Genomic DNA, 25,109 nt, shown 5'->3' on the forward strand with positions numbered 1-25,109 from the left:
TCAAAGTCAAAAGATTTCGTCCAAAAAATCTAATAAAATTTAAATATTAAACTCTAACCAAATTGATTAGTGATAAGATTTCTTCAAATTTAATAAACATATATCTAATTCTTTAATAAGTTTATTTTTGAAATCATCATAGTCAAAATGATGACCTATAATTTCTTCAAGTGAACACATTACATCTTTTTCAAACCCACATGGGTTAATCCCTTGAAAAGCAAGTTCATCCTCAAAGAGATTGATTGCTAGTCCATGATAACTAACCCAATGCTTGAGAGCAATTCCGATAGAAGCTATTTTTCTTGTTTGTCCATTTGTTTTTAACCATACTCCAGTGTTTTGTTCATCTCCAAAACAGTTTAATCCATATGACTCTAGTACTCTTACCATTGATTTTTCCAAGGATCTTAAAAAGAGATGAATATCATTATTTCTAAGAGTAAGATCTATAATAGGGTATATGACAATTTGGCCAGGACCGTGATAAGTCGCTTTACCTCCTCGAGATATTTCATAGAGGGCGCCATTCCACCCAACTAAATCATCCTTAGTACTCTTGCGGCCAAGTGTTACAACACTTGGATGTCTACAAACGATAAGACACTCTTGGAAAGGAGATCCTTCTTTCTTGGCCTTGATTATATCTTCGACATATTCAAGCTGAATCTCTAAGGCCTTTTGATAATCGATTAGTCCAAGATCAATAAGTTTCATCTTATTATAATGTTGGGTGATTTGTTCTTTCATTTAATCTGTTTTTTTCTATAATTCCTTTAATAAAAAATTCTCCTGCACGGTAAGAACTACGCACAAGTGGTCCACTTGCACAATAAAGAAACCCCATCTCCATGGCCTTTGTCTCTAGGTCTTTAAAAATTTCAGGACTAATGTACTCCATCACTGGAGCATGTTTAGAACTTGGTGCTAGATATTGTCCAAATGTGATGACATCACAACCTACTTGTCGCAAATCTTTCATCGTTTCTATTACTTCACTCATTGATTCACCAAGACCCAGCATAACAGAGGTCTTCGTGTATTGCTTTGGATTAAAATCTTTTGCCATTTTTAATACATTTATTGAGGTTTCATAGGAGGCCCTTCTGTCTCTAATTGGGTGAGTTAGCCTTTTGACGACCTCTATATTATGGGCAAAAACATCTGGTTTTGATTTTAAGAGATGTTCAACCAATTCTTTTCTTCCTCCAAAATCAGGAGTTAAAACTTCGATGATCATTTTAGGATTACCCATTTTTATCGTACGAATAGTTTTAGCAAAATGCTCGCTTCCAAAATCGGCCAAATCATCGCGGTCGACACTTGTGAGGACAACATAATCTAACTTCATTTTTGATATAGCATTTCCAACTTTTTGAGGTTCATCGATATCTAAAATACCCTCGGGATTTCCAGTTTTTACAGCACAAAATTTACATGCTCTAGTGCAAGTATCTCCCATTAACATAAAAGTTGCAGTCCCTCCTCCCCAACATTCTTCCATATTTGGACAATGTGCCTCTTGGCAAACAGTGGCCAAATTCAAACCTTTTAGCATATCCTTGATGTCGTTATAATTCTTACCACCAGGAGGGCGTACTTTGATCCAACTCGGTTTTCTATCAAATTGGGGGGCACTATTACGCATTTCTTTTAATGTGGTCATTTTCTTTCCTCTTAAAATCTTTTTCAAGTGTTCTTTAACATTATACACAAGCATCGTTAAGCATTACTGGCCTTTTTTACTTGTTGCGCCATCATTTCTAGCAGCACAGTCTAAGGTGATGCCTTACAAAACAAGTATTAACCAAGGATTTAGTAAGCTTCAACGTATTGATAAAATTGAAAAACAACTAGAAAGCGTCTCCGATTGGGTCACACACACAGCACCAGAGCAAAGTAAAATTAAAGAAGAAATAGAAAAAAAGTCCAAAACTCAGGAGAATTTGCTAAAAGAAGTTGAAATTCTCAAAAAGCAAAATGATATTCTAATTAAACGTTTAGAGAGAGTTGAAAAGTATATAGATATACCTGGAGATTTTTAATGAAGTTATTTTTTCTTCTCTTTTTTTTATTTTCTTCCTGTGCACATAAACAAAATTCTCCTCTTGATGAAACAGTTTCAAATCAATATATGGTCACGTCACAAGGAGTTTATACAACTGAGGCCGCTATCAAAATGTTTGAGCTAGGAGGAAACGCTTTCGATGCCTTTGCTGCAGCAAGTTTCACTATCTCCGTTGAGAGACCACAGTCAACAGGTTTAGGAGGGGGAGGTTTTTTAGTAGGGAAAACAAAAAAAGATAAGACTCCCTTTACACTTGATTTTAGGGAAAAGGCGCCTATTAAAGGAAACTCTAAAATGTTTCTTGATAAGACAGGAGCTGAAATCCAAGGTAAGTCAATAAATGGTATTTTTTCAGTCGGAGTCCCTGGACTCGTTGCTGGTGTTTTGGAAATTCATGAACAATATGGGAAGTTATCAAGACAACAAGTTTTAGGGCCGGCGATTGAGTTAGCACAAAAAGGATTTGAAGTTTACCCAGAACTAGGTAAAGCATTAGAGTACCGAAAAGATGAACTCGCCAAACATCCTTCAAGCAAAAAGATCTTTTTTAAAGATAATAGATTACTCAGTGTCGGAGATTTGCTTGTTCAAAGTGATCTTGCAAAAACCTTGAAGAGAATTTCTGATTTTGGGAAAAATGAGTTTTACCAAGGAGAGATTGCTAAAAAAATCATCGAACATAGTAAAAAAATGAATGGAATTTTAACATTTGAAGATTTCACAAATTACCAGACAGTGAAAAGAAGTCCAGTCGTTGGAAGTTTAGGAAACTATAAAATTTATTCAATGGGCCCTCCTAGTTCTGGAGGTATTCATATCATTCAAATTCTCAATATTTTGAAAAAATTTAAGTTTTCAGAAAGTGATTTTCAAAAAACGCAAACAATCCATAAAATAGCTCAGGCCATGCAGTTGGCCTTTGCTGATAGATCTCAATTTTTAGGGGATACAGATTTTGTAAAAGTACCAGTCAAAGCTTTAACTTCACAGGAATATGCAGAAGATCTCAGTGAAAAAATGACTAGTGTTGCATTAAAACAAAGTAGTGTGGCCCCTGGTAAACCTTGGCCTTATGAATCTCCTGAGACCACTCATTTCACGATTGCAGATACTGAAGGTAATGTTATTTCCTCAACCCAAACAATTAATGGTTATTTTGGATCAGGCGTTGTTGCCAAGGGGACAGGAATTGTTCTTAATAATGAAATGGATGATTTTTCTACAAGGCCCGGCGCAAGTAATTTATTTGGGGCCATTGGAGGTGATAAAAACTTAGTTGAACCTCAAAAAAGGCCCCTAAGTTCAATGTCTCCTACCATTATTTTTGATAGTGAAGGAAAATTTAAAATGGCCTTAGGCAGTCCTTCAGGCACTAGAATCTTAACTTGTGTAGCTCAAGTAATTCTTAATCATCTGGTTTTTGGAAAAAATTTATATGAGTCAGTTGAAGCAACAAGAATTCATCACCAATGGTCTCCTGATACCTTATTTGTCGAAGCTCCGTATTTTCCCGAAAAGATGATGGATGAGCTTAGGTTACTTGGTTATGACCTACAAAAAAAAGAACTTGGTTGTAGAGTTCAGGCCATTTCAGTAAATTCGAGAAATCAATTGATGGGAGTATCAGATTCAAGAGGCGAAGGGATGGCCTCAGGCCTGTAGATTTCACAAAAAGAAGCCACGCGCGTAAATAATATTCCAAGAGTTTAACTTCAAATATTTGCTCTAATTTTTTGAAATAATCTATAAATTCTACAAAACTTTAACAATCTAGTGATGTCTTAGAAACTTTGAATTATATCCTCTCTACCAGGAGGTTAAATGTTCAGAGCTTCTTTCTTCGTGTTTATTTGTGTTTTCAATGTTTTTGCTGATGATAGCGGATGGATTGAAAAATGTCAGGACTATCTACTAAAGAAGACGCGCTACATTAAGCATTCTGACTCACTCTATGAATTAATATCCAATTTGAAAATTTATCCAAAAAAAGAATCTTCTTCCCTTGAACATGAACTACAATCGGCAAAATATTACTCTCAATTTGTCTCCCAAATGGCCAATGAAACAGTATATCTCGTCACAAAACTAGATGGGATATGGACGCCAATATTTGATGGTTTTACCAAGTCAAAAAGTGAGAAACATGAAGCAAATATTTCATTTAAAACAATTGTATATAATGTGGAAAAAAAATTTTTAACATCCACAGTATTTAACATTTTACGAAATGAAAACATTGCTAGAAATAAAAATTATGAACTTAGCAATTTAAATTACACTGCTAATTACAATATAAATTCTCCTATTACAAAAATTCGTGATTATTTGAGAAAAAGGTGGATTGGCAAATATTTTAGAATGTTTGGGTTAGAAAAAATAGATGAAGATAAAGTAATTTCCTCTTTTCCTGTAAGACTCATTATCGATCTGAGCTACTCTTTAAATATAGATTTTTTAGATTTAATACAAATAAAAGCATCCGGAATATCATCATTTTTAAAAGATGATCTTGAATCAATTGTCTTTTTACTCAAACAAAAAGTTGTTGAAATCAAGAGAAATTCTGAATCAAAAGAGATTGTAAATGTTTTCGATTATAAGGATGGAGAATTTGTATTTTTAGAAACGAAACCTTTGACAGATTTATTCAAAAGCGAAAAAGCTGTCTTTGCGAGTAGAAATTTGCCAATAAGTTTTGAAACGACAAGAAACTATTTAAGTGGCTCTTTAAAAGATGATCAACCATTTGATAGAACAGTGAAGAATGAAATGCTTTTTGGTAAAAAAATTCAACGAGCGACATTGACAAAATTTCCTTATTTCTATTTTACAAATGATCTTAAATTTAAACTTTTTAGACTTTCATTCCCTGCAGCTTTGGCACAGGAGTTGTGGGGTTTTGATTTATTAAATTTGAACAATGAAATGGCCAATTTTAACGGAAACTTTGGAGTATTCTTAAGAGATAACTATGTAAAAGCAAATTATTTCTTTTCAGACATTACACTTAGCTCTACTCAGAAACAGGATGATTTTTCGATAATTTACCGTAAGCTTGCTCAGTTTTATCAATTTACCGACAAGGCCGAATTTGATAGTTATTTAGACTTATTGACTGAATTAACTTCAGAAAGTTTAAAAAAAATTAAGAAAGAAAAAAGATTTTTTTATAAATTGGATAACACTATTCATTCTCTTAGGGCGCTTGGTTTACAAGTACAGCAGCAAAATTCAAGTTTTTCGAGACCAGTTCATTTATTTTTTGATTTAGAAGATATCTCAAGTGGATATAAGTTTATCGATGAAGATCAATTTGTAAAGTTGATCAAATGGAAAGATATTTTTGTCCATTTAACCAATAAACCTCTAGTACGATCTATTAATTTTATGGCACCAGATTGGATCATAACAGTTGAAAATATATCGTCGAAAATTTTAATTCATCACTTGTCGGTGGACGATTCATTCAATCAAATTAAATTGTTTAAAAAAGAAACAACAGTGATTGAGAAATAAAATTGAAAAAAAATTAGCAGTTTTTTTATTTGATTAAATTCTTCAAACGTTCAATCAGTTTTTTCTTTTGCTTCAATCCCTTTGGAGTAAGATTGTTGTTATCAAATTCATAGATTGAAACCGTCTGTATATCTAAAGATTCTCTTCTGTGATTGAGGAAAGAAATTAGATTTTCTTTTGAGACTTGGTAGGCATCAAAGAGATCTACAACGCTAAGTTGCCGGTCTTTAATAAATGAGCTAATTCGAGAGAAATCAATACTTTTGTGTAATGTCTCTTTCCAGTATTCCATTGTTTCTACGAAAGCTAGATCTTGTATTTCACGAGCAAATTCATATCTTTTATGTGGCCCAGTTGATTCAACTTCGTAATTGAGTTCATCATAGGTGTGTCTATAAAGATATTCTGCCGCCGCGAGGACCAGTACAAATGACAGATAGTCAGAACTTACATCCATGAGGTTATAGTGAATGACAACACTTCGCCCTTTTACTCCATATGCCTGATCACAAAACTCATCAAAAATATCATTGTTTCTTTGATTCGTTTTATGGCAGTGAAACCTTGGGTGTTTCATTCCATAAGATTTAGCTAAAGTTATGGTTCTTAATCCTAAATATGATTTTCTGATGTTTGCAAGTGCAATATTTATTTTTCTTTGTGGAGCTCCATGTGTGTAAGATTCACTTACTGTTGCATGTGCTTGTAAACTGTATAGACCTAATGTAAGAACCGTACACAGTTTAAACAGAATAATTTTAATAATCATTGGATTCATCGTTTCACAGTGTAAGGGTAAGTGATGGGGAAAATCAAATATGACACTTAGCATGTTAGGAAATGTTAGAAATAGGAGGATTTGGCCCTCCTAATTTCAATAAGTTGAATTTGAAACATAGAGTCTAAATAATTTGTCCTTTGATCTTCTTATTAGACAATCACCATTATTTTTTTGTTCGATAAGGTAATCATAGAATTCGGGTAGGGTGTCAGAAACCTCTAGTAAAGATTTTCCTTCATGTTCTCCAAAGTCTATAAAAACTCTATCTTCTTCAATGATGCCTGTAATGGGACTTATTTCTTGTATTGCCATTTTCCCTCCTTAGAATGTGGCCATTTTGAATGATATATATTGAATCTAGATGATTGTGCCTTCCTTTGCCTCTATTAATTCTTTCGTAAGAATTGCGAAATGACAATGCTCTAACGAATGGAATGGAAAAAACTTTTAAAGAAAGTAACAATGAGTTTGAATTCTTGAGGATAGTGGTCTGACACTAATCTTTTTACCAGCTCTAGTGCTGCAAAAACTTTAGTTGGTTCTCTAAACGGACGTCCTGTAATCATTGCAGCTATAATGTCCATGACTGAAACAATCATTGTTTCAAAGCCTGAAACTTGATAGTTTGCTTGTTCGTCTTCAATGAAAAGAATATTTTCTTTATTAAGAAGACTGAATGTATGATGTTTTAAAATGATGTTCATAAAATTTGGTGAAAGTGGGATTCGACCTTTTAAAATTTCGACAGATCGTTCAGGATGTTCAGAAAGAATTTTTTTGTCATGTATAGATAATCCTTGTTGTTCATATTTTTCTGTAGGTATTGCAGACATTCCAATATCTTTAAAATAACTTGTCACAAATAGGGATTCAATGTCTCGCTCATTAAATACCCCAGCGTGTTTTAAACAACCAAAAACGAAAAAACTTGAAAGCATAGGTTGAGCAAAAATAAAATGGTGTTTCTGCTGGATATATGAATTATATAGAAAAGGCAAAAGATTGGAGTTTCTTTGGAGAAAGCTACCAAGGTTGCGTACACTTTGATACTGAAGCTCTAGGACTTGATCATTAGTTGGATCTCTATACAAGTATTCCATATTTATAGTGAGTAAATTGCAAACTTTTTTTGCATTTTCTTTTAATTCACCTATAGATAGTGAACGAATTGATTTTCTTAATACGTCTTGTTGATAATGAATCAGCTGATCATACTCGTTGTCATGAACAAATAGATTTAATACTCCCTTTTGAATCATTTTGTGAAAGATGTTTTTACTGAAGGATGTGTTTTTATGTATGAATACCAGAAAACGCCCATGTTCTTGAGTATAGATATCAGTTGGAGATTGGTCTAAATAGAGAAGTTCACGAATCTTTACTTTTCGTAAATTGAAATTTAAAAAATTTTGTTTTAAAAGGTCATAGGGTTCCATTGTATTATTATCTCAATAAACTAAGAAAATTCCACAGGATAGATATTTCTATCTCGTGATGTGTGAATTTGGATGAATTCACAAAACACGATAGAAAAGCATTCTAGTCAAATGATATATTTAATTTGTTGCTTTTGAGTGTATATAGCAAGGAGGAATAAATGGGCAATGTAAGAGTACTATCGGATTTATCAATAAGTCAGTTTTTACAAAAAATTGTAATTATAAACATACATATTTCAAACTACGAACACACGTTAAACTTCAAATCATTAGAATTCCAACACTTAAGTGTGCTCTGACACAAAAAGGACACAAAATTTGGCCCAAATCAATACTGTCGTAAAAAGCCAAATCATGAACCTAAATCGATAGAATATCTCTCTTTATACTATTAGTTACAAAATTGACCTTTTATCAACTGATTTAACAGATCAAAATAAGTCGATGTCCCTTTATCAAGAGGTTTGTATGGAGATTTCCAAAAACATTGATCTAGTTTCCTACCTTCAGGAAGGAAAAATAGATGAGTTTCTCATTCTCGATAAGAAATGGCCCATACACTTCCACTGGTCGAACTGGGAAAACACATGTTTGTTCCAAAGATCAAATCTACATAAAGACAAAAATAACGAAAAAAGATGCACCGATCTTTGTAAAGGATTGGAAGAGCTTAAGAATGTAGAACTATTTTTCAGATTCAAAGGGGTAACTCTAAAAAAATCTTTGTTTGATCTTTATGAAAACTTTGTTGAAGACAAGCTCAAATTATTATGGTTTTCAAGTGAGGAGAATGAAATCCAAATTTCATTTACCAATATTTCTGGGCCCTATATTTCTTTGACTTCATTACGATGGTTTGATCCTGAAATTTTTCGTAAGTTTATTTTTAGAAAAATTCTAACTCGTCAAATGGATCTAAGAAATTTCAGAATAAATAGTGAGCTTCCAGTAAATTGCTATTTTTCGGATTCTGTTGGCGATCACGAAAATGTAAAATTACATCAAATCTCTAAATCAGGACTTCTTTTTAAAATTCGTGGAAATAGTACACTTGTTAAGTTTCAAAATTCAAAAATTATTAAACTACAACTCAATCTTTCTCCTTTTATGCAGGGAGCTCAAGAAAGAATTATTTCCATATTTGTAGATAACAGCATTATGAATATTAACAGAAATACCAGAAATAATAAGATGAATTCATTTCAAGAATATTTTCTATTTATTGGATTTAAAGATTTTGATGAAAACTTTCATTTTAAAGGACTTGAATCAATTTTTGTTCCCTATTTGGAAAACCTTGAAAACAATTTTTCAGACCAATTAGAAATATTCCATAACTTAGAGGGGAAAAAAGCAGGAAACACCTCGTTCTAAAGTTTCTTGAATTGCAGGTCTTTCAGTTTTACATTTTTCTTGGCAATAGAAACACCTCGATTGAAAAAGACAACCTTGTGGCAAATTCAAAGGTGATGGTAGTTCACAGGAGTTTGTATTTGAAACACGATCAATTTCTTTTTGGTGTAGTGAAGGAACACTTTCAATAAGGAGTTTTGTATAAGGATGTTGGGGATAATTGAAAACTTGCTCAATGGGCCCATATTCAACAACACTACCTAGGTACATAACAACGACTCGATCTGAAATATGTTTTACGACAGAAAGGTCATGAGAGATAAACAGACAGCTTAGACCCATTTCTCTTTGTAATTCTAGTAATAAATTTAAAATTTGAGCTTGGATTGAAACGTCTAGTGCAGAAACTGGTTCGTCACAAATGAGTATCTTGGGTGATTTTATGATTGCTCTGGCAATTCCAATTCGTTGCCTTTGACCACCTGAAAACATATGTGGGTAATTATTTGCCTGATCGGGTCTCAAACCAACCTTTATCATTGCTTCAATGGCCTTTTGTTGTGCTTCTTTCCTGTTCACTTTTTTGATGAGTAGGGGGGAAGCTATTATTTCCCAGGCCTTTTTACGTGGATTAAGTGAATTATAGGGATCTTGAAAAATCATTTGGATATCATCTATGTGTGGTAATACTTTTCCATTTGAATAAGTATTTTCTCCATACTCAATAGTTCCTTCTGTTGGTTCATGGAGACCCATCAGAATTTTGGCCACCGTACTTTTTCCACAACCACTTTCTCCCACAATAGCTAATGTTTCATTGCTGTAAAGATTAAAACTTAAGTCATTTACCGCGATGAGTTTCAGATTTTGACCTTGAAAATGAACTGAAAACTCTTTTTTAAGATTGAAAACATTTAAAACTGAATTGTTCAAAATTCCCCCAATGGGAAAAGGCACCTTACACTTTTTGATAAGTTTGTTTCTAGTGAAATTGTTTTTTTACAATCTTCTTTCATAAATTCACATCTGTTTGCAAATTGGCAGCCAGAAGGTCTATTAGAAAGTGAGGGGACAATTCCCCTAATTGTATGAAGTTGGCTTTTAAAAGTAGGTGAACTTTCTGGAAGAGATTCTATAAGTGCTTTAGTATATGGATGCAGAGGGGTTGCCAGCAGTTCAGTCGTTTTTTGTTCTTCAACAATTTCTCCTGCGTACATTACCTGAATTCTATCGGCATATTGTGCAACTACTCCAAGATCGTGAGTGATAAGCATAATTGCCATTTTATGTGTTTTGCATAAACTTTTCAATAAATCCAAAATTTGCTTTTGGATCGTAACATCTAGTGCAGTAGTAGGTTCATCAGCAATCAGAATATCTGGGCCAGCAGCTATGTTCATTGCAATCATTACTCTTTGGGCCATCCCTCCCGAGAGTTCAAATGCATAGGAATTTAATCTTTTTTCAGGGTCAGGTATTCCTACAGAATACAATAGGTCTAATACCTTTTTTTCACGTTCAGGTTTATTTAAACCAGTATGTATTTTAAGAACTTCCTCAATCTGATACTTTACTGTAAGTACTGGGTTAAGAGAAGACATTGCATCTTGAAAAATCATTGCAATTTTCTTACCTCTAATTTTCTGGTATTTTTCTTCTGAAATTTTTAAAAGATCAGTTTCTTGATAATTCATTTTAGTGGCATTGAAATGAGCGTTTTGCGGTAACAAGTTCATAATGGCCAGATTCGTGATCGACTTTCCACTGCCAGATTCTCCAACAATTCCTAAGATTTCACCTGCATTAAGATTGAAACTAACGTCTCTAAGTGCGTGTACAGGGCCATATTTGGTGTCAAAATGTAAATTCAGTTTTTCGATTGCAAGTAAACTCATTATTTTTTTAACCTTGGATCTAATGCATCTCTGAGTCCATCGCCTAGTAAATTTAGAGACAAGACGACAAGCATGATACATATACCAGGGAGTGTAACCAACAAAGGGTTTGATTCAATAAACGCTCTAGAGTCAGATAGCATTACACCCCATTCTGGAGTTGGAGGTTGTACGCCAAGTCCCAGAAAACTTAGGGCCGCCACGTTTAAAATACCATCACTAAATGCCAGAGTTGATTGAACTACGATTGGGGCCATACAATTTGGTAAAATTTCACGAAATAAGACATAAAAGTTACTTGCACCAAAAGTATAACTTGCACTGACATATTGTTTAGATTTTTCGGCCATAACGCTTGAACGAACTATTCTTGTGATTGAAGGAAGGCCAACAAGACCAACAGCTAAAATTGCATTCAATAAACCTGGCCCGAGAATGGCAACAACAACTATGGCCAATAAAATTGAAGGTAGAGACATTAGGAGGTCCATCAAACGCATGATTAATTTATCGATTTTTCCTCCATAGAGGCCAGATATTCCACCCAAAATAACTCCAAGTACACTTGAGAAAACAACAATGAGGGCCCCAACTGCAATAGAAACTCTCGCTCCGTAAAGTATTCTAGACAATAGATCTCGTCCTAAATCATCTGTTCCAAAAACATATTTAATTTCTCCTCCTTGTTGCCAAAAGGCCGGAATTTTTGTGGCCTCAGAATTTACGGCGGCGGGGTCATGTGGAGCGAGAATGGGTGCAAACATTCCCATAAAAATAAAAAAAATGAGGAGTGCCAGGCCAAAAAGTGCGCCTTTATTTTTTTTCAGTTCTTCCCAAAATTCAACTAGAAATGGATGTTGTGAGATTAATAAGTCTTTGGACATTAACTTTTTCCTTGAACTCTCATTTTGGGATTAACTAAAACGTAGAGGAAATCTACCAAGAGATTGATGCAAATAATAAGTAGAGCTATAATGAGAATTCCCCCTTGGATGACAGGATAGTCTCGTGCAGTAATACTTGCGACAATCCATTTACCAATCCCTGGCCATGAAAAAATAGTTTCTGTTAAGATTGCTCCTGTAATTATAGAGCTAAAAAGCAGACCAATGACAGTTATGATTGGAATAAGTGCGTTTTTGAGAGCATGAATAAGTATGATTTTTCTCCAAGGAACTCCTTTTGATTTTGCCGTTCGGATATAATCTTCTCCTAGAACTTCAAGCATCGAAGATCTTGTCATTCGAGAAATGACTGCCAAGGGTATCGTACCCATTGCGATGGCCGGAAGAATGAGATGATTAACAGATGAAATGAATGTTTCCCAAGGTTCATCAGTAAACCAAGAATCGATGAGAAAAAATCCGGTGATTGATTCAATTTCATACAGGACACTTATTCTACCTGAAACTGGTGTAAGTCCTAATGTCACAGAAAAAAATAAAATCAATAAAAGCCCCCACCAAAAAATAGGCATCGAATATCCTACAAGTGAACTTCCCATGAAAAAATAATCAAGTATTGAGTTTCTTTTAACAGCACATATTATCCCAATTGGTATTCCTAAAAGACAGGCCATAAAAAGGGATAAAAAACCAAGCTCTAGAGTAGCGGGAAATCTTTCAATAAATTCTTCCAAAACAGGTCTTTTAGAAATGACTGATTCTCCAAGTTCACCTTTTAAGACATTTTTTAAAAAGATAAAATATTGACTAAAAATACTTTTATCATATCCCATTTTCTGTTTCATTTCTTGATAGATTTCAGGAGAAGCGCCTCTTTCTCCAATAAGTAGCATAACAGGATCACCTGGAACTAGACGAATGAGTCCAAATGCCATTATAGATATCCCAAACAAAAGTGGAATCAAATAAGAAAGTTTAGAAATGATAAAAGACTTCACTATTTGAGATCTACATAGGTGAAAATGTCATTGCCAAGTGGATCCATCTTATATCCATCAACTTTTGCAGACATCGCTCGAAACACTATCGAATGTGCAATAGGCGCCCATGGAGATTCTTTTGTAAATATTTTTTGAGCCTGAATATATAAATTTTTTCTTTCATCTTTTGATGTCACAATTTTTGCTTTTGCCATGAGGTCGGAGTATTTTTTGTCACACCATTGGGCCATATTACTTCCAGCATTGACTCCATTACATCCTAACAGTATATCCATAAAATTATCAGGATCACCATTGTCACCTGTCCATCCACCTTGGATCAGCCCGTGAATACCTTGTCTTGATTTAGTTAGATATGTTGGCCAGTCGTAATTGATCAGCTTTACTTTTATGCCCACTTTGGCCAGATCTGCCTGCATCATTTCGCCCATTTTTTTTCCATTTGGATTATATGGCCTAGTAACAGGTAAGATTAGTAACTCAGTTTCAAAACCATCTTTATATCCAGCTTTTGCAAGAAGTTGTTTAGCTTTTTCTGGATTATATTCAAGCTTTAAATTTTCATTGTAATAGGCCCACATTGTAGGAGGGATAGGGTTTTTTGCTTCAATTGCATGTCCAAGGTAGATTGCCTCTATATAGGATTTCGTATTAAGTGCATGATTAATTGCTCTTCGGACAAAAATATTATCTAAAGGTTTTATTTTAGAATTGATCGCTAGATAACTAATATTCAGTCCAGGAGACTCTAAAACTTTAAGTCCCTTATTTGTCTTCATTTGTGGAAGATCGTTTGGAGAAGGTTCTATTGCCAAATGACATTCTTCCGTTTTAAGTTTTTGATATCTGACGTTCGGATCAGTTGTAATAGAAAATATTAATTTTGAAATTTTTGGAACGCCGACAAAGTACTCCTCATTTGCAGTATATCTAATCATTGAATCTTTAACATATTTTTGAAAAATATAGGGCCCTGTTCCGATCGGGAAATTGTCGATATCGTTTTGTTTATTTTTGCTAATCAAATAGTGAGCATATTCATCAGATAGTATGGAAGCAAAACCCATGGCCAAGTTTGCCAGAAAAGGGGCCAAAGGTTGGGTTAAAAGAAATTGAACAGTATAGTCGTCAATTTTTTTGATCTCTTTAATTGTTTCATTCATTCCCATATCTTGAAAATAGACATACTGTCCTCCGCCAATCATATGATAGGGATGATCTTTTCTAAGTTGCCGCTCAAATGAGAAGATAACGTCATCAGCATTGAAATCACGAGTAGGTGTGAAATACTTAGTTTTGTGAAACTTCACACCTTTTCTCAATCTGAATGTATAAACTTTCTTATCTTTAGAAATTTCCCAAGATTGTGCGAGTCGTGGAATTATGTTTGTTGTTCCATATTCAAATTCAACGAGTCGATTATAAATGGTGTGAGTTGCAGCGTTATTTGAAGTGCCATCGGTTGTAATTTGAGGATTAAAAGAACTTGGACTACCTTCAGAACAATAGATAAATGACTTCGCATAGAGTTTGAAGATTAATAAGAAAGAAAAAACAAAATAAGATATCCTCATACGTACTCCTATACTTCACAGAATAGTTGGAGCACCATTTTTTCTATTTGTGTGTGAAAGGTCAAGAGTTTGTTAGGATGTAAGAGAATTTCAATGTGAGATCATGCAATTTGTGCAATATGACTTTAATTCTTTATTTTAGAAATTTTAAACAATTGATTGCTAACAATAAATTGCATGAATTCAGTTATTTCCTTCTCAGTTATTTCAATGTTTCTATTGATTAAGTCATCAAGTGCATTTGAAAGAGTACCAAGAGAAAGAATACTTTCTAGAAGTCTATATTGAGACGCACAGAGTTGTTTGACTCTTATGCCCTCTTTATTTTTGTAAAGTAGACCAAACTCAGGCCCGTGAAAGTCAAAAGGTTGGATTTGCTTGTCTTCAATATTTCTCAAATCAAAAATTTGATAGATTTTAAACTGAGATTCGTAAAGATAATGCGTCTCAACTAATTGGAATTTTATTTCAAAAGGATTTTCTAGTGTTTGAAAATTCTCTGAAGATAAACCTAAATCAGCTTTAGCGTGGAAAATAGTCAAGAAGTTTCTTTCAAAATGCGCTAGTTCAGGCAAAAATGGAAATTCCTTACTTATCGAATGATCACTTAAAAATAAAGAGAACTCTTTGCCATATCGACCTAAATCATAAGTTTGTGATGAGAAGGATGCTAAAAAGTCTTGTGCTAATTGAAAAAAAACTTCATCTCCTAATACTCTCCATACAGACTTGTAAATATCGCAAAGAGCACTTGTAAGTCTTGCGGTATAATCGTCGCGATACACTCCTAAAGCTTTGGAAGGTGTTAATCTATGTCCTATTTTTATTGCATGAAGAAGATTTTCATCTTCAATATTTTTCACAACTCTTTTTATAAAGAGTGCTTGCATATTTTCTAGTTCTTTAGGCGCTCTCATATTACAAACTCCCGGGCCTTCAGTGCTTCTATTTGAACTTCTTCAAAAGATGGAATATCTTCATCCCATTCGAGTAACGTGGGGATATTTCGATTTGCTTTTTTGAGTGTGTATTCATAAAGCTTCCAAACATCTTCATGAACTGGGCGGGAATGAGTATCAAACAGGAAGTCTCCCATATCCGTGAAACCGGCCAAATGAATTTGTCCAACTCGGTCCATATCAATCGCATCTATATAAACAAATGGATCAAATTGGTGGTTTTGAGAGTTTACATAAATATTATTAACGTCAAGTAACCATAGGCATCCAGAACGTTTCATTAGCTCCGCAATAAACTCCCATTCGGTATAGGTTGAACCTTTCCAATCAAAATAGGCAGATAAATTTTCTAGTCCTAAAGGTCGTTTCAAAAAGTCTTGAACCTTGTTAATTTTAGATACAATATAATTTAAATTTTCGTTGTTATAAGCAAAAGGAAGCAAGTTATGGGTGTTTGAATGAGCTAGTCCTGTCCAACATAAATGATCTGAGATGAAAAAGGGATTAAATATGTCATAGAGAGTTTTTAAGGACGAAAGATACTTCTCATTTAGAGCTTGTGAACTTGCAATCGACAAAGAAACTCCATGAAAGCTTAAAGGATAATCTTTTGCTATGAGTTCAAGTATATATAGTGGTCTACCAAATGAATCCATGTGGTTTTCACTTATTGCCTCGAAATAATCTATTTTTGTTTCAGGACTATTTTCTAGATAAGTGTAGTGCTCCGTACGAAGCCCTACACCAATAAATGGATTATTTTTCTTTAAAAGTTCCACCTTTCTCCTTACATTCTTTTTCAGTCATTTTTAACCAGCCTTTGCCTTTGCATTCATTATGTCCATTGCAACCATGACTTCCTTGCACTCCACAAGCACTTTGTCCTTTACAAGAATTGATTCCATGACATTGTCCTTCAGGACCTTGTGCAGTAGTTTCATTTGCATAAACTGTTGAACCAAGCATAAGTCCTGTGAAAGCGGCACCGAGTAAAATTTTTTTCTTATTCATATAATCTCCTTTTAAAGAATGAATAAATATTTTAAAACTAGCTATTAAAAGATCCACCTTGTTCTTTACATTCACCTTCAGACATTTTAAGCCAACCATTACCTTTACATTTATTTTGTCCAGCACAACCATGTCCCTTTCCTCCACATGCACCTTGTCCTTTGCATGAGTTGATTCCATGGCATTCTCCCATAGATCCAGAGTCATTTGATGTCGATGATGAGTTTGTTGCACAGCTAACCGAGCCTAAAACTAATCCAGTAAAAGCAGCACTTAATAATAACTTTTTCTTATCCATCGCTCTCTCCTTTGTGAATGGATGATTTTAAAACTATTTTTGAATTTGTAAGGCCTCTGCTCTAATTCTTAACATTGCTTCGTCGCCAATTAGAAAATCTTTGAGTCCACCACCTAAGGCCTTATTCCAGTTAAGATTGAAATCTTTTCTTATGATTTTTCCATCGGCCTTAATAATAAGAGCTGAATTACCCCAAGGATCTGTGACTGGGCCTTGAATGATAACTTTAAGAGGAACTTCTTTTTTTACGCCATGTAAATTAAGTACTCCATAAATTTGGCTTTCTTTTCCAAGAGGTACTTTTATGTCTTTTGCCGTGTATTGAGCTGATTTATATTTTTCAACATCAAAAAAATCTGAACTTCGTAAATGTTTATCTCTATCGGTCTCATTCGTATCAATACTAGAAGGGTCAATATTTACCACTAGATTTTTTAACAATTGTGTTTTCGTATCGTAATCAAATGTTCCATCAAATTTATTAAACTGTCCTGTGGTGGTTGAGTATTTCATACGAGTGATTTCAAATTCGATTTTAGTATGTGAGTGATCAATTTTATAGTTTGTTGCAAGCAGTTCACTCGATAAAATTATTCCCATTAAAATGATGAGTTTCATATCTATTCTCCCTTTTAAGTATTAGTGTCTAGGAAATTAAAATCGTTACATTATTTCATAAAAAATTAATAATACTACAGACATAGAAAAATAATTGTCAGATTTTTTCTAGGATTGTGTTTATAAATTGAAGGGTAATTTGTGTGAAATCTTAATACTTTCTTGAGAAAGCTCACATCGATAAGGCAAAATTTTGACACCGACATTATGTGCTTTTATGAGAAGCTCCCCATATTTTTGATCAATTTCATGTGCAGGTCGAAAAGAATCTACATCTTCCCTTTGAATAATGTAGAGCATAGCACACTGATATCCCCTCAATTTCAAATCAATAAGTTCTTCTAAATGCTTTTGGCCACGCTCAGAAACCGCATCGGGAAAAAGGGCCTCCCTGTTTTTACCTAGCAATGTGACATTTTTAATTTCGACAAACATTTTATCTTTGGTAGAGTTGTATTCACCATTATAGAGGACAAGGTCTATGCGGCTTTTCCCTATTTTGACTTCTGGTTTAATGTTATTGTAAGACTGAAATTCGCTTATTTGATGATTGTAAAAAGCTTCTTGGCCTAAGCGATTTGGGATTGCAGTATTAACACCTATCCAAGTATCACCGTTATGAGTCATTTCTAAGGAATATTTTAATTTTCTTTTTGGGTTATCATGATAGCTCAGTAGAGCTGGCCAGTTTTTTTCCCAGCAAGTATTCATACTTCCTGTATTTGCGGTATGCGCCGTGATAATGTCGCCATTATCCAACTCAATATCCGCTAAAAAGCGTTTATAGCGGTTTAATATCTTTCCAGTAATAATAGGTACTTCAAAATTCATGGCTAGTATTATATTCTCAGAAAAACAAAATGAAAGACACAGTATTTCCAAAGGGGGATAATAATGGACGAGCATCGAGACAGAATTGCGGAGATTTTAATTTCATTAGAATGTATTCAACTTTCTCCTTCAAAACCATTTACCTACGCCTCAGGACTTCTTGGCCCAATATATTGCGATAATAGAAAAATCCTCTCACATGTTGGGCAAAGAGGGGAAATTTTAAATGCTTTTACCAGATGTATTGTCCACAGTGGGGTTCAGTATAATGCAGTAGCGGGTGTTGCTACAGCAGGTATACCCATGGCCAGTCTTATAGCACATCAATTAGGTCTTCCATTATGTTATGTGAGAGCAAAGGCCAAAGAACATGGGAAGAAAAATCTTATTGAAGGGGATCTTGCTCAAAACAGAGATATTATAATGGTTGAGGATCTTGTTAACCAAGGTAAAAGTATAGCCGATGCAATTGATGCAGTAAAAATGCAAGGGCACAAAGTGTCTGCCGTTTTTTGTATAGTTGACTATGAAATGCAGGCAGCTCAAGAAAAACTTAGAGAGCTAGGAATCCCCTTGTATTCTTTAGTTAGTTTCAGTGATATCATTAAGTACTGTAAGAAATATGGGGCCCTCGCAATTTCAGAAATTGAACTACTGGAGTCTTGGCAGAGTAATCCTACAGAATGGACTGTAAATTAATAAAGGGGAGTGTATATATGAGTGAAACGGCAAAGTTAGAATTAAACGGACAGACTTATGAATTACCAGTGATAACTGGTACTGAAAATGAAAAGGCCCTAGATATTTCTCAGTTGAGGGCCTCGAGTGGATTGATTACGATGGACATTGGCTTTGTGAATACTGGTTCATGCCACTCAGGTGTTACTTTTTTGAATGGCGAAAAAGGAATTTTACGTTATAGAGGTTATCCAATTGAGCAACTTGCTGAGAAATCAAACTTTGCTGAAGTTTCTTATCTTCTTTACAATGGAGAACTTCCAAATAAAAATCAGCTTGAAGAGTTTAGAAATAATATTAAAAAATCGGCTGAACTTCCCCAGCAAATTGAAAACATTATTGATCAATTCCCAATTACGGCCCATCCAATGGGAGTTATTTCTGCCGCTTGTGCATCCCTTGCAGGTTTTTATCCTGAATATCTTGCACAAGAATATTTGGCTGAACAAAAACAGAAAGTTTTCGCACAATTAATGGGGCAATTGAAAGTGATTGCTTCAAGATTTTATAGGAGAGCTCAAGACCTACAAGTTGTGAAATCTGATCCGGCACTAAATTTTTCTGAAGATTTTTTAAATTTAATGTTTGGTGGTAAAGATTATGTTGTTGATAAGGAAATAGCTGAAGCACTTGATGTACTCCTTATTTTACATGCTGATCATGAACAAAACTGCTCAACTTCAACTGTAAGAGTAATTGGTTCTTCAAAAGCAAACGTTTTTGCCTCTGTTGCAGGAGGAATAGATGCTCTGTGGGGACAACTTCATGGTGGAGCGAATCAGGCAGTCCTTGAAATGCTTGAACAGATTCAAAAAGATGGAGGGGATTATAAGAAATTTTTAGATAAGGCCAAAGATAAAAATGATCCTTTTAGACTTATGGGTTTTGGCCATAGGGTTTACAAAAACTTTGATCCTCGAGCAAAAATTATTAAAAAGGCATGTGATAACGTTCTTTCAAAACTGGGTGTTAAGGATCAACTTTTAGATATTGCAAAAGGTTTAGAAGAAGAAGCGTTGAAGGATCCATATTTTGTGGAGAGAAAGCTTTATCCAAACGTTGATTTTTATTCTGGAATCATTTACAGGGCCTTAGGAATCCCCACTAATATGTTTACTGTCATGTTCGTACTTGGTCGATTACCTGGATGGATGGCCCAATGGAAAGAAATGACAGAGACTCCCGGAATGAAAATTGCTAGACCTAGACAAATCTATACAGGATATGGACAAAGAGAATTTATTAATTTAGATAATAGATAAGTTTTAATCGTTTTTTTTAAAGAGGCCTTCTTAAGAAGGCCTTTTTTATTTGGGGTAAATTTTTTGTTTGATTTTTCATTTTTTCAAAAGAATTCAATATTTGAACTATCTGAAACTGAACTTAAAAAAGCTCTTGAAGAGGTTTCAGCAAAGTTTACAAGTCAAAGAAGTGAAATAGGTGATTATACAGCAAGCTCTAAGTTAGTTTCTGCTTATAATCAATTTTATGTTCCAACTAATATCCCTAAATTTAATTTTCTAATATCTCAGATAAATGATCAAAAATATTTAGAAGAGTTTCTCTCAAAACCAGTAATTGATATTGGTAGTGGGCCAGGTACATACTTACTTGCCTGGTATGAATATTGTTGTCATCTCAAAATTGAATTTCCTGAGATGTGCGCAGTAGATACATCTCACCTTATGCTTGAACAGTTGAATAAAAATTTCAGTAAATTAAAAATTAAACCTACAACCTTTAAATATATTCCCAAAAAACATTTTTATAACGTTATTTTTGGAAATTCAATTAATGAAATGAGTAGAGAAAATGTTGAGAGTATTATTGACGAAATAACTCCACAAAATATTTTTATCGTTGAACCTGGTACTAAAGAAAGTTTTAAAAAAGTATTGGGAATACGAAATTGGTTATTGAGCAAGAATTATTCAATTGTTTATCCTTGTCCACATTCTTTAGAGTGTCCACTTTCGGTAGGGGAAAATTGGTGTCATCAAGTTTTAAAAACATCTCATGACAATCAATTAGAAAGACTTTCGCAGTTAATTAAAAAAGACCGAAGAAATATGCCTTTAATTGGGCAAATCTATTCAAAAGTTAAAGAAAAACACACTTCGTTTCAGGTAATAAGAATTCTTTTAGAAACAAAATTTTCATTTGAATTTGAAGTTTGCACTAATAGTGGGGGAATTGAGATATTTGAAGTACAAAAAAGAACTTTGTCAAAAGAGCAGATAAAATCGATACGAATGTTGAGTTGGGGAGTAAAACTTGAGTTTAAAAAGATAAAAATACTTGGAGAAAAAAGACATCGGGTCTGCTTAATTAATTTTTAGGTTTTTAAATAGTCAAACATTTACACTTAAAATAAAAAAGGCCCTCACAATGAGGGCCTTTTGTATTTTATAGAAAATTTACTTATTTTTTCTTTTTTACATTAGTGTAGTTATCACCAAATTTCTTTCTAAACTTCTCGATACGACCTTCAGTATCAACCACTTTTTGTTTTCCAGTATAAAATGGATGGCAGTTTGAACAAATATCAACTTTATCAAGTTGAGCAGTACTTCTAGTGTTGTAAGTTGCACCACAAACGCAAGTAATAACAACGTTGTGATATTCAGGATGGATTCCTTGTTTCATATTGGGGACCTCTTTGATGCTATTGCTTAATACAATAGTAGGTTGCTAAAAAGTGAACAGAATATGCCTTTTTTCTCACGTCTCGTCAAGCGTTCTAGGCCTCACAGGAGTCGCATTTTCCACCTTTCGGGGCACCTCTCGTGATAATCTCCCAATTAAGATAACGTCGGTTAATTTCTACTAACGCCTCTTGTAGATCTGAAAAACAAGTTTGATCTAATTCTTCAAAATCTTTATTAGTAAGGGTCAGGGCATATTCGATTTCAACACTTCCTCCTGGTCCTCCTGGAGAAGCTAACACTGAAATAAAAGAGTTTAGTTGCTGTGAGCTAAACATTTTTGATTGCCAATTTTCTTGTGTAATCATTTTTTCCTCTAGAAAATCAATGGCAATGATAAAAAAATAAATTGCCGTAACCGTTGTTATAAGGTAAGTTTTTGCGGTTTTCAATGATTAATTGTGGAGGATCCTATGGCAAAAGGGCCAAGAGTAGTAATTCATTTAGAGTGTCAAACATGTAGAAAAAGTGGAGTTCCTGGTGTGAGCCGTTATTCTTCAACAAAAAATAAAAAAACAATTCCTGATAGACTTGAAATGAAAAAGTACTGCAAGTTTGAAAAAAAACATACAGTTCATAAAGAAATAAAGTAGTTTTATCATCTATTTTTTGATTGAATCGCCTCAGCTTGTACTGGGGCTTTTTTGTTTTTCTTAAGTTCTTTGGTGTCTCAAAAAAAGGAACACTTAAAGAATTCAATGAGTTAGAAAAAACAAAAGAGGACAATTTAAAAAGTATGAAATATAAAATGAAAAATATGGTCTCATAATTATCTAATATTATTGGGCAAATAAATATATCCATCTCATTCTTCAGATCGTCTATCCAACATATTGAAAATTCAATCTAATCAGCTTCTGCTCTTTCTACAGTACAGGCAAAAATTGCCCGATAAGTTCATGTAATGGTTGAACTTTAAGCGAGGAATACTTGGCCCTAAAAGTACTTCTGGCCGATCATGATGAAGAGTGGTTGGCCACAGCTAAAAAATTTTTGGAGGAAAACTTCTACGAAGTAGTTGCTGTTGATAACGGCAAAAAGGCACAACTCGCTCTTTATAACGAAAAATTCTTCATTGCAATACTCAATTATGAAATTCAAAACCACTCAGGCGCGCAAGTTCTTACATTTATACGTAAAAATCATAGAGGGCAAAGAGTTCTTCTAGTTCTAGACAGAGAGGAAATGCTTGGAGAAGGTGCCAGCTCACAAGAAAACCTCGAAAAACTAGGAGTCTCTGAAGTCATTTGTCGTCCCTTTAGCATGGATCAACTCCTTCAAACAATGGAAGGACATCAATCATTGGGTGAACTAATGGCAGTTCTACCAAAACGTCAAGGTGTTTCAGAAGAAGTTGAAGTTAACACTAACGATGGTGAGTTCACAAAAATTAAAATAGATGAATTTTATTCAAGTAAGAATGTTCTTTTTGACCTTTATGTTCGTTTGAGCAGTGGTAGATACGTCAAAATTCTTCATGCTGGAGACCAGTTTGATAAAGAGAGAATCGATAAATACAAAAATGAAAAACAGGTTCAGTATTTATATTTTTCGAATAAAGATAGACGCAAATACATTCAATTTCTCAACCATATGTCTGGTAAAGTTGTTAACAATAGGGCCGTTACATCTCAAACCAAAGTCAGTCTACTCAAAAACATTTCAGAAAAGTTCTTGGAGGAAACTTTTACTGTTGGACTTAAACCACAAATCATCGAACAAGGTAAAGAAATCACTGCTAATATTTACAATATGATTGAAGGACAAGATGATCTCTACAAAGTATTAAAAAACTATCAAGATTTTGATCCTAGTGCTTTTACACACGCTTATCTTGTAACACTCTTTAGCAGCTGTATCATTAAACAGTTTGAATGGCAGTCCCGTGTTACTATCGAAACAACGGCCTTTGCTTGTATGTTTCATGATATTGGGAAAATGAAACTCAAAAAAGAACTTCTTGAAAAAAGACCTGAAGAATTAGATGCTGGTGACTTAGAAGAATATAAAAAGCATCCAGAGTATGGAGTTGAAATGCTTCATGGATTTCCAACAATTTCAAATTCAGTTAAACAAATTATTTTCCAACATCATGAGTATTATGATGGAAGCGGTTTTCCATTAGGAATTAAGCGTTCAAAGATTCTCACTCTGGCCAACATTGTTGCTGTTGCCGATGACTTTGTACATATCATTATGAAAGATGATCTTAAGCCTGTGGATGCATTAAGGAAATTACTTTCAGATAAAACGATGGTTCCGAAATATAACTCTCAGATCATTGAAAACTTTATTAAAGTATTCACTGATCCAGGGAAAATTCAAAGATTGCACGAGCTTCCTTCAAATTCAAACGTTGTTAATAAAAAAGTTTCTTAACAGGAATAGAAGAAATATTTTTTTCAGTTATAGCAAAAACCTTTAAATATTTTCTTGGTACCACGTAAATAATGGGAGAAAGATTCGATCTAACTAAAAAATGTTGTCTTTTTTCAATTTTGAGATTGCCAATTTTTTTAAATGTCGAAGATATATCATAGACAATCTCTGTTTCATCTTTCTTGAGTATGCTTACTCTATACAAAGGATGAACAAAGTTTTTATTGATATCCTCTTCACTTTCTTTATCCAATTTATCCAAAATCATACTGCTTCGAATGTTGATAAAATTATCTAAAAACTCGATAACTTTTTCTTGGCCAAGATCCTTTTTAACTCTTCCAACCCATTGGCCATCAATTTCAGATAATTGAAGACCAACTTTTTTTAGGTCATCCCCACTAAGAATCATCATTGATGAAATTTCATGTCGGTCGGCCACAAACACTCTTGTTTCAATAAAATCAGGTAAATCTAGTTTTAAAAATAAATTATCTATCTGATCTACTTGATAAATTACATTCTTTTTAGAAACAAGAACGTAAGTTGAATTTCCGATTGAATCAATTAGTCCAAATTTTAATTGGATTGGATCATTACTATCATCAAGAGAAAAACTTATTTCAAAAAGAGGTGAATCTAATGAATAATTTGAAATATTAATTTGATCCTTTTTGAGAACTTTTTTTACTTTGATCATTGAAATTTCATGCAACAACTTTCTAATGATATCTTCTCTGATTAATAGTTCTCTCGGCCTAGACATTTCCCAATTTCGATTGAGATCATTATATCTAAAAGTAAAGTTACCAAGCCGATTTTTAAGATCAATTTTTTTGACCTTTTCAAAATTTGTGTCGGCCAGAAGTAAACTTTTTCTTTCTAACAATTTTTCATTTGATGTTGGAGCTTGAAACATGTGCCCAATTGATGCCGCAAAAACGAGTGTTAGCAGAAATAGGAATAATAGCCAGCTTGAGGTTCGATATCTTTTCGAATGTAAAATATTTATCATTCGATTAATTTACTTTTAAAGAC

28 protein-coding genes are annotated in these 25,109 nt (G+C 33.8%); 9 read left to right on the plus strand and 19 right to left on the minus strand.

Annotated features, from left to right (window positions below; translation table 11 throughout):
• Nucleotides 1-66: 66 nt before the first annotated feature.
• The gene (gene lipB / locus H6622_12215; protein ID MCB9062276.1) at nt 67-750 is read right to left on the minus strand and encodes a lipoyl(octanoyl) transferase LipB; all 684 of its coding nucleotides are present in this window, start codon (nt 748-750) and stop codon (nt 67-69) included.
• Nucleotides 722-1,720 carry a lipoyl synthase gene (gene lipA, locus H6622_12220; GenBank protein MCB9062277.1) on the minus strand — a complete coding sequence of 333 codons (999 nt, stop codon included), beginning with the start codon at nt 1,718-1,720 and terminating at the stop codon, nt 722-724. Before lipA ends, lipB begins: the two co-directional genes overlap by 29 nt.
• Here lipA and H6622_12225 point away from each other — a divergent pair.
• From H6622_12225 to H6622_12235, 3 genes are all read left to right on the plus strand, one after another.
• Nucleotides 1,659-2,045: a hypothetical protein gene (locus H6622_12225; protein MCB9062278.1), complete on the plus strand. Its 387-nt coding sequence runs from the start codon at nt 1,659-1,661 to the stop codon at nt 2,043-2,045. The genes lipA and H6622_12225 overlap by 62 nt on opposite strands.
• Entirely contained in the window at nt 2,045-3,730 is a 1,686-nt protein-coding gene (ggt, locus tag H6622_12230; protein ID MCB9062279.1) for a gamma-glutamyltransferase, read from the plus strand. The genes H6622_12225 and ggt overlap by 1 nt, the downstream gene beginning before the upstream one ends.
• 159 nt (nt 3,731-3,889) lie before the next feature.
• Nucleotides 3,890-5,584 (plus strand): hypothetical protein, encoded by a 1,695-nt coding sequence (locus tag H6622_12235; GenBank protein MCB9062280.1) that lies wholly within the window; start codon nt 3,890-3,892, stop codon nt 5,582-5,584.
• Between the two features lie 25 nt (nt 5,585-5,609).
• Here H6622_12235 and H6622_12240 read toward each other — a convergent pair whose 3' ends face one another.
• The 3 genes from H6622_12240 to H6622_12250 all read right to left on the minus strand — a co-directional run bounded on the left by H6622_12240 (nt 5,610) and on the right by H6622_12250 (nt 7,801).
• Entirely contained in the window at nt 5,610-6,416 is an 807-nt protein-coding gene (locus H6622_12240) for a hypothetical protein (GenBank protein ID MCB9062281.1), read from the minus strand.
• A gap of 42 nt (nt 6,417-6,458) precedes the next feature.
• On the minus strand, nt 6,459-6,677 hold the full coding sequence (locus H6622_12245; GenBank protein MCB9062282.1) for a hypothetical protein: 219 nt from the start codon (nt 6,675-6,677) through the stop codon (nt 6,459-6,461).
• Nucleotides 6,678-6,787: 110 nt separating this feature from the next.
• Complete coding sequence (locus H6622_12250) at nt 6,788-7,801, minus strand: hypothetical protein (GenBank protein MCB9062283.1); 1,014 nt, start codon at nt 7,799-7,801, stop codon at nt 6,788-6,790.
• Between the two features lie 471 nt (nt 7,802-8,272).
• Here H6622_12250 and H6622_12255 point away from each other — a divergent pair, with 471 nt between their 5' ends.
• A complete protein-coding gene (locus H6622_12255; protein ID MCB9062284.1) occupies nt 8,273-9,178 on the plus strand; it encodes a hypothetical protein in 906 nt (301 codons plus the stop codon).
• Here the strand turns inward: H6622_12255 and H6622_12260 are convergent.
• From H6622_12260 to sfsA, 11 genes are all read right to left on the minus strand, one after another.
• A complete protein-coding gene (locus tag H6622_12260; protein ID MCB9062285.1) occupies nt 9,143-10,090 on the minus strand; it encodes an ATP-binding cassette domain-containing protein in 948 nt (315 codons plus the stop codon). The genes H6622_12255 and H6622_12260 overlap by 36 nt on opposite strands.
• Complete coding sequence (locus H6622_12265; GenBank protein MCB9062286.1) at nt 10,087-11,052, minus strand: ABC transporter ATP-binding protein; 966 nt, start codon at nt 11,050-11,052, stop codon at nt 10,087-10,089. Before H6622_12265 ends, H6622_12260 begins: the two co-directional genes overlap by 4 nt.
• Entirely contained in the window at nt 11,052-11,936 is an 885-nt protein-coding gene (locus H6622_12270) for an ABC transporter permease subunit (protein ID MCB9062287.1), read from the minus strand. Before H6622_12270 ends, H6622_12265 begins: the two co-directional genes overlap by 1 nt.
• The gene (locus H6622_12275) at nt 11,936-12,955 is read right to left on the minus strand and encodes an ABC transporter permease subunit (GenBank protein ID MCB9062288.1); all 1,020 of its coding nucleotides are present in this window, start codon (nt 12,953-12,955) and stop codon (nt 11,936-11,938) included. Before H6622_12275 ends, H6622_12270 begins: the two co-directional genes overlap by 1 nt.
• On the minus strand, nt 12,955-14,532 hold the full coding sequence (locus H6622_12280; GenBank protein ID MCB9062289.1) for an ABC transporter substrate-binding protein: 1,578 nt from the start codon (nt 14,530-14,532) through the stop codon (nt 12,955-12,957). Before H6622_12280 ends, H6622_12275 begins: the two co-directional genes overlap by 1 nt.
• 125 nt (nt 14,533-14,657) lie before the next feature.
• A complete protein-coding gene (locus H6622_12285; GenBank protein ID MCB9062290.1) occupies nt 14,658-15,449 on the minus strand; it encodes a putative DNA-binding domain-containing protein in 792 nt (263 codons plus the stop codon).
• A complete protein-coding gene (locus tag H6622_12290; GenBank protein MCB9062291.1) occupies nt 15,446-16,270 on the minus strand; it encodes a DUF692 domain-containing protein in 825 nt (274 codons plus the stop codon). Before H6622_12290 ends, H6622_12285 begins: the two co-directional genes overlap by 4 nt.
• A complete protein-coding gene (locus H6622_12295; protein ID MCB9062292.1) occupies nt 16,248-16,502 on the minus strand; it encodes a hypothetical protein in 255 nt (84 codons plus the stop codon). Before H6622_12295 ends, H6622_12290 begins: the two co-directional genes overlap by 23 nt.
• Before the next feature lie 37 nt (nt 16,503-16,539).
• The gene (locus H6622_12300) at nt 16,540-16,800 is read right to left on the minus strand and encodes a hypothetical protein (protein ID MCB9062293.1); all 261 of its coding nucleotides are present in this window, start codon (nt 16,798-16,800) and stop codon (nt 16,540-16,542) included.
• 33 nt (nt 16,801-16,833) lie between these two features.
• Nucleotides 16,834-17,418: a polyisoprenoid-binding protein gene (locus H6622_12305; GenBank protein ID MCB9062294.1), complete on the minus strand. Its 585-nt coding sequence runs from the start codon at nt 17,416-17,418 to the stop codon at nt 16,834-16,836.
• A 120-nt stretch (nt 17,419-17,538) separates the two neighbouring features.
• The gene (gene sfsA, locus H6622_12310) at nt 17,539-18,249 is read right to left on the minus strand and encodes a DNA/RNA nuclease SfsA (protein MCB9062295.1); all 711 of its coding nucleotides are present in this window, start codon (nt 18,247-18,249) and stop codon (nt 17,539-17,541) included.
• Nucleotides 18,250-18,312: 63 nt separating this feature from the next.
• Between sfsA and pyrE the strand changes: the two genes are divergently transcribed.
• From pyrE to H6622_12325, 3 genes are all read left to right on the plus strand, one after another.
• The gene (pyrE, locus tag H6622_12315; protein MCB9062296.1) at nt 18,313-18,948 is read left to right on the plus strand and encodes an orotate phosphoribosyltransferase; all 636 of its coding nucleotides are present in this window, start codon (nt 18,313-18,315) and stop codon (nt 18,946-18,948) included.
• Nucleotides 18,949-18,965: 17 nt separating this feature from the next.
• Nucleotides 18,966-20,249, plus strand: a complete 1,284-nt coding sequence (locus H6622_12320) for a citrate synthase (GenBank protein MCB9062297.1) — start codon at nt 18,966-18,968, stop codon at nt 20,247-20,249.
• Nucleotides 20,250-20,312: 63 nt separating this feature from the next.
• The gene (locus H6622_12325) at nt 20,313-21,326 is read left to right on the plus strand and encodes a hypothetical protein (GenBank protein MCB9062298.1); all 1,014 of its coding nucleotides are present in this window, start codon (nt 20,313-20,315) and stop codon (nt 21,324-21,326) included.
• Nucleotides 21,327-21,408: 82 nt separating this feature from the next.
• Here the strand turns inward: H6622_12325 and rpmE are convergent, their stop codons facing one another.
• Both rpmE and H6622_12335 read right to left on the minus strand, forming a co-directional pair.
• Nucleotides 21,409-21,633, minus strand: coding sequence for a 50S ribosomal protein L31 (gene rpmE, locus H6622_12330; GenBank protein ID MCB9062299.1), 225 nt, complete (start codon nt 21,631-21,633; stop codon nt 21,409-21,411).
• Between the two features lie 94 nt (nt 21,634-21,727).
• Complete coding sequence (locus tag H6622_12335) at nt 21,728-22,000, minus strand: hypothetical protein (GenBank protein MCB9062300.1); 273 nt, start codon at nt 21,998-22,000, stop codon at nt 21,728-21,730.
• A 105-nt stretch (nt 22,001-22,105) separates the two neighbouring features.
• Between H6622_12335 and rpmG the strand changes: the two genes are divergently transcribed.
• On the plus strand, nt 22,106-22,285 hold the full coding sequence (rpmG, locus tag H6622_12340; protein MCB9062301.1) for a 50S ribosomal protein L33: 180 nt from the start codon (nt 22,106-22,108) through the stop codon (nt 22,283-22,285).
• A gap of 337 nt (nt 22,286-22,622) precedes the next feature.
• Complete coding sequence (locus tag H6622_12345) at nt 22,623-24,071, plus strand: HD domain-containing protein (protein ID MCB9062302.1); 1,449 nt, start codon at nt 22,623-22,625, stop codon at nt 24,069-24,071.
• Here the strand turns inward: H6622_12345 and H6622_12350 are convergent.
• Entirely contained in the window at nt 24,052-25,086 is a 1,035-nt protein-coding gene (locus H6622_12350; GenBank protein ID MCB9062303.1) for a DUF4340 domain-containing protein, read from the minus strand. The two genes, H6622_12345 and H6622_12350, sit on opposite strands and share 20 nt — an antisense overlap.
• Between the last annotated feature and the right edge of the window lie 23 nt (nt 25,087-25,109).

The organism is Halobacteriovoraceae bacterium, from assembly GCA_020635115.1.
Classification (GTDB): Bacteria; Bdellovibrionota; Bacteriovoracia; order Bacteriovoracales; family Bacteriovoracaceae; genus JACKAK01.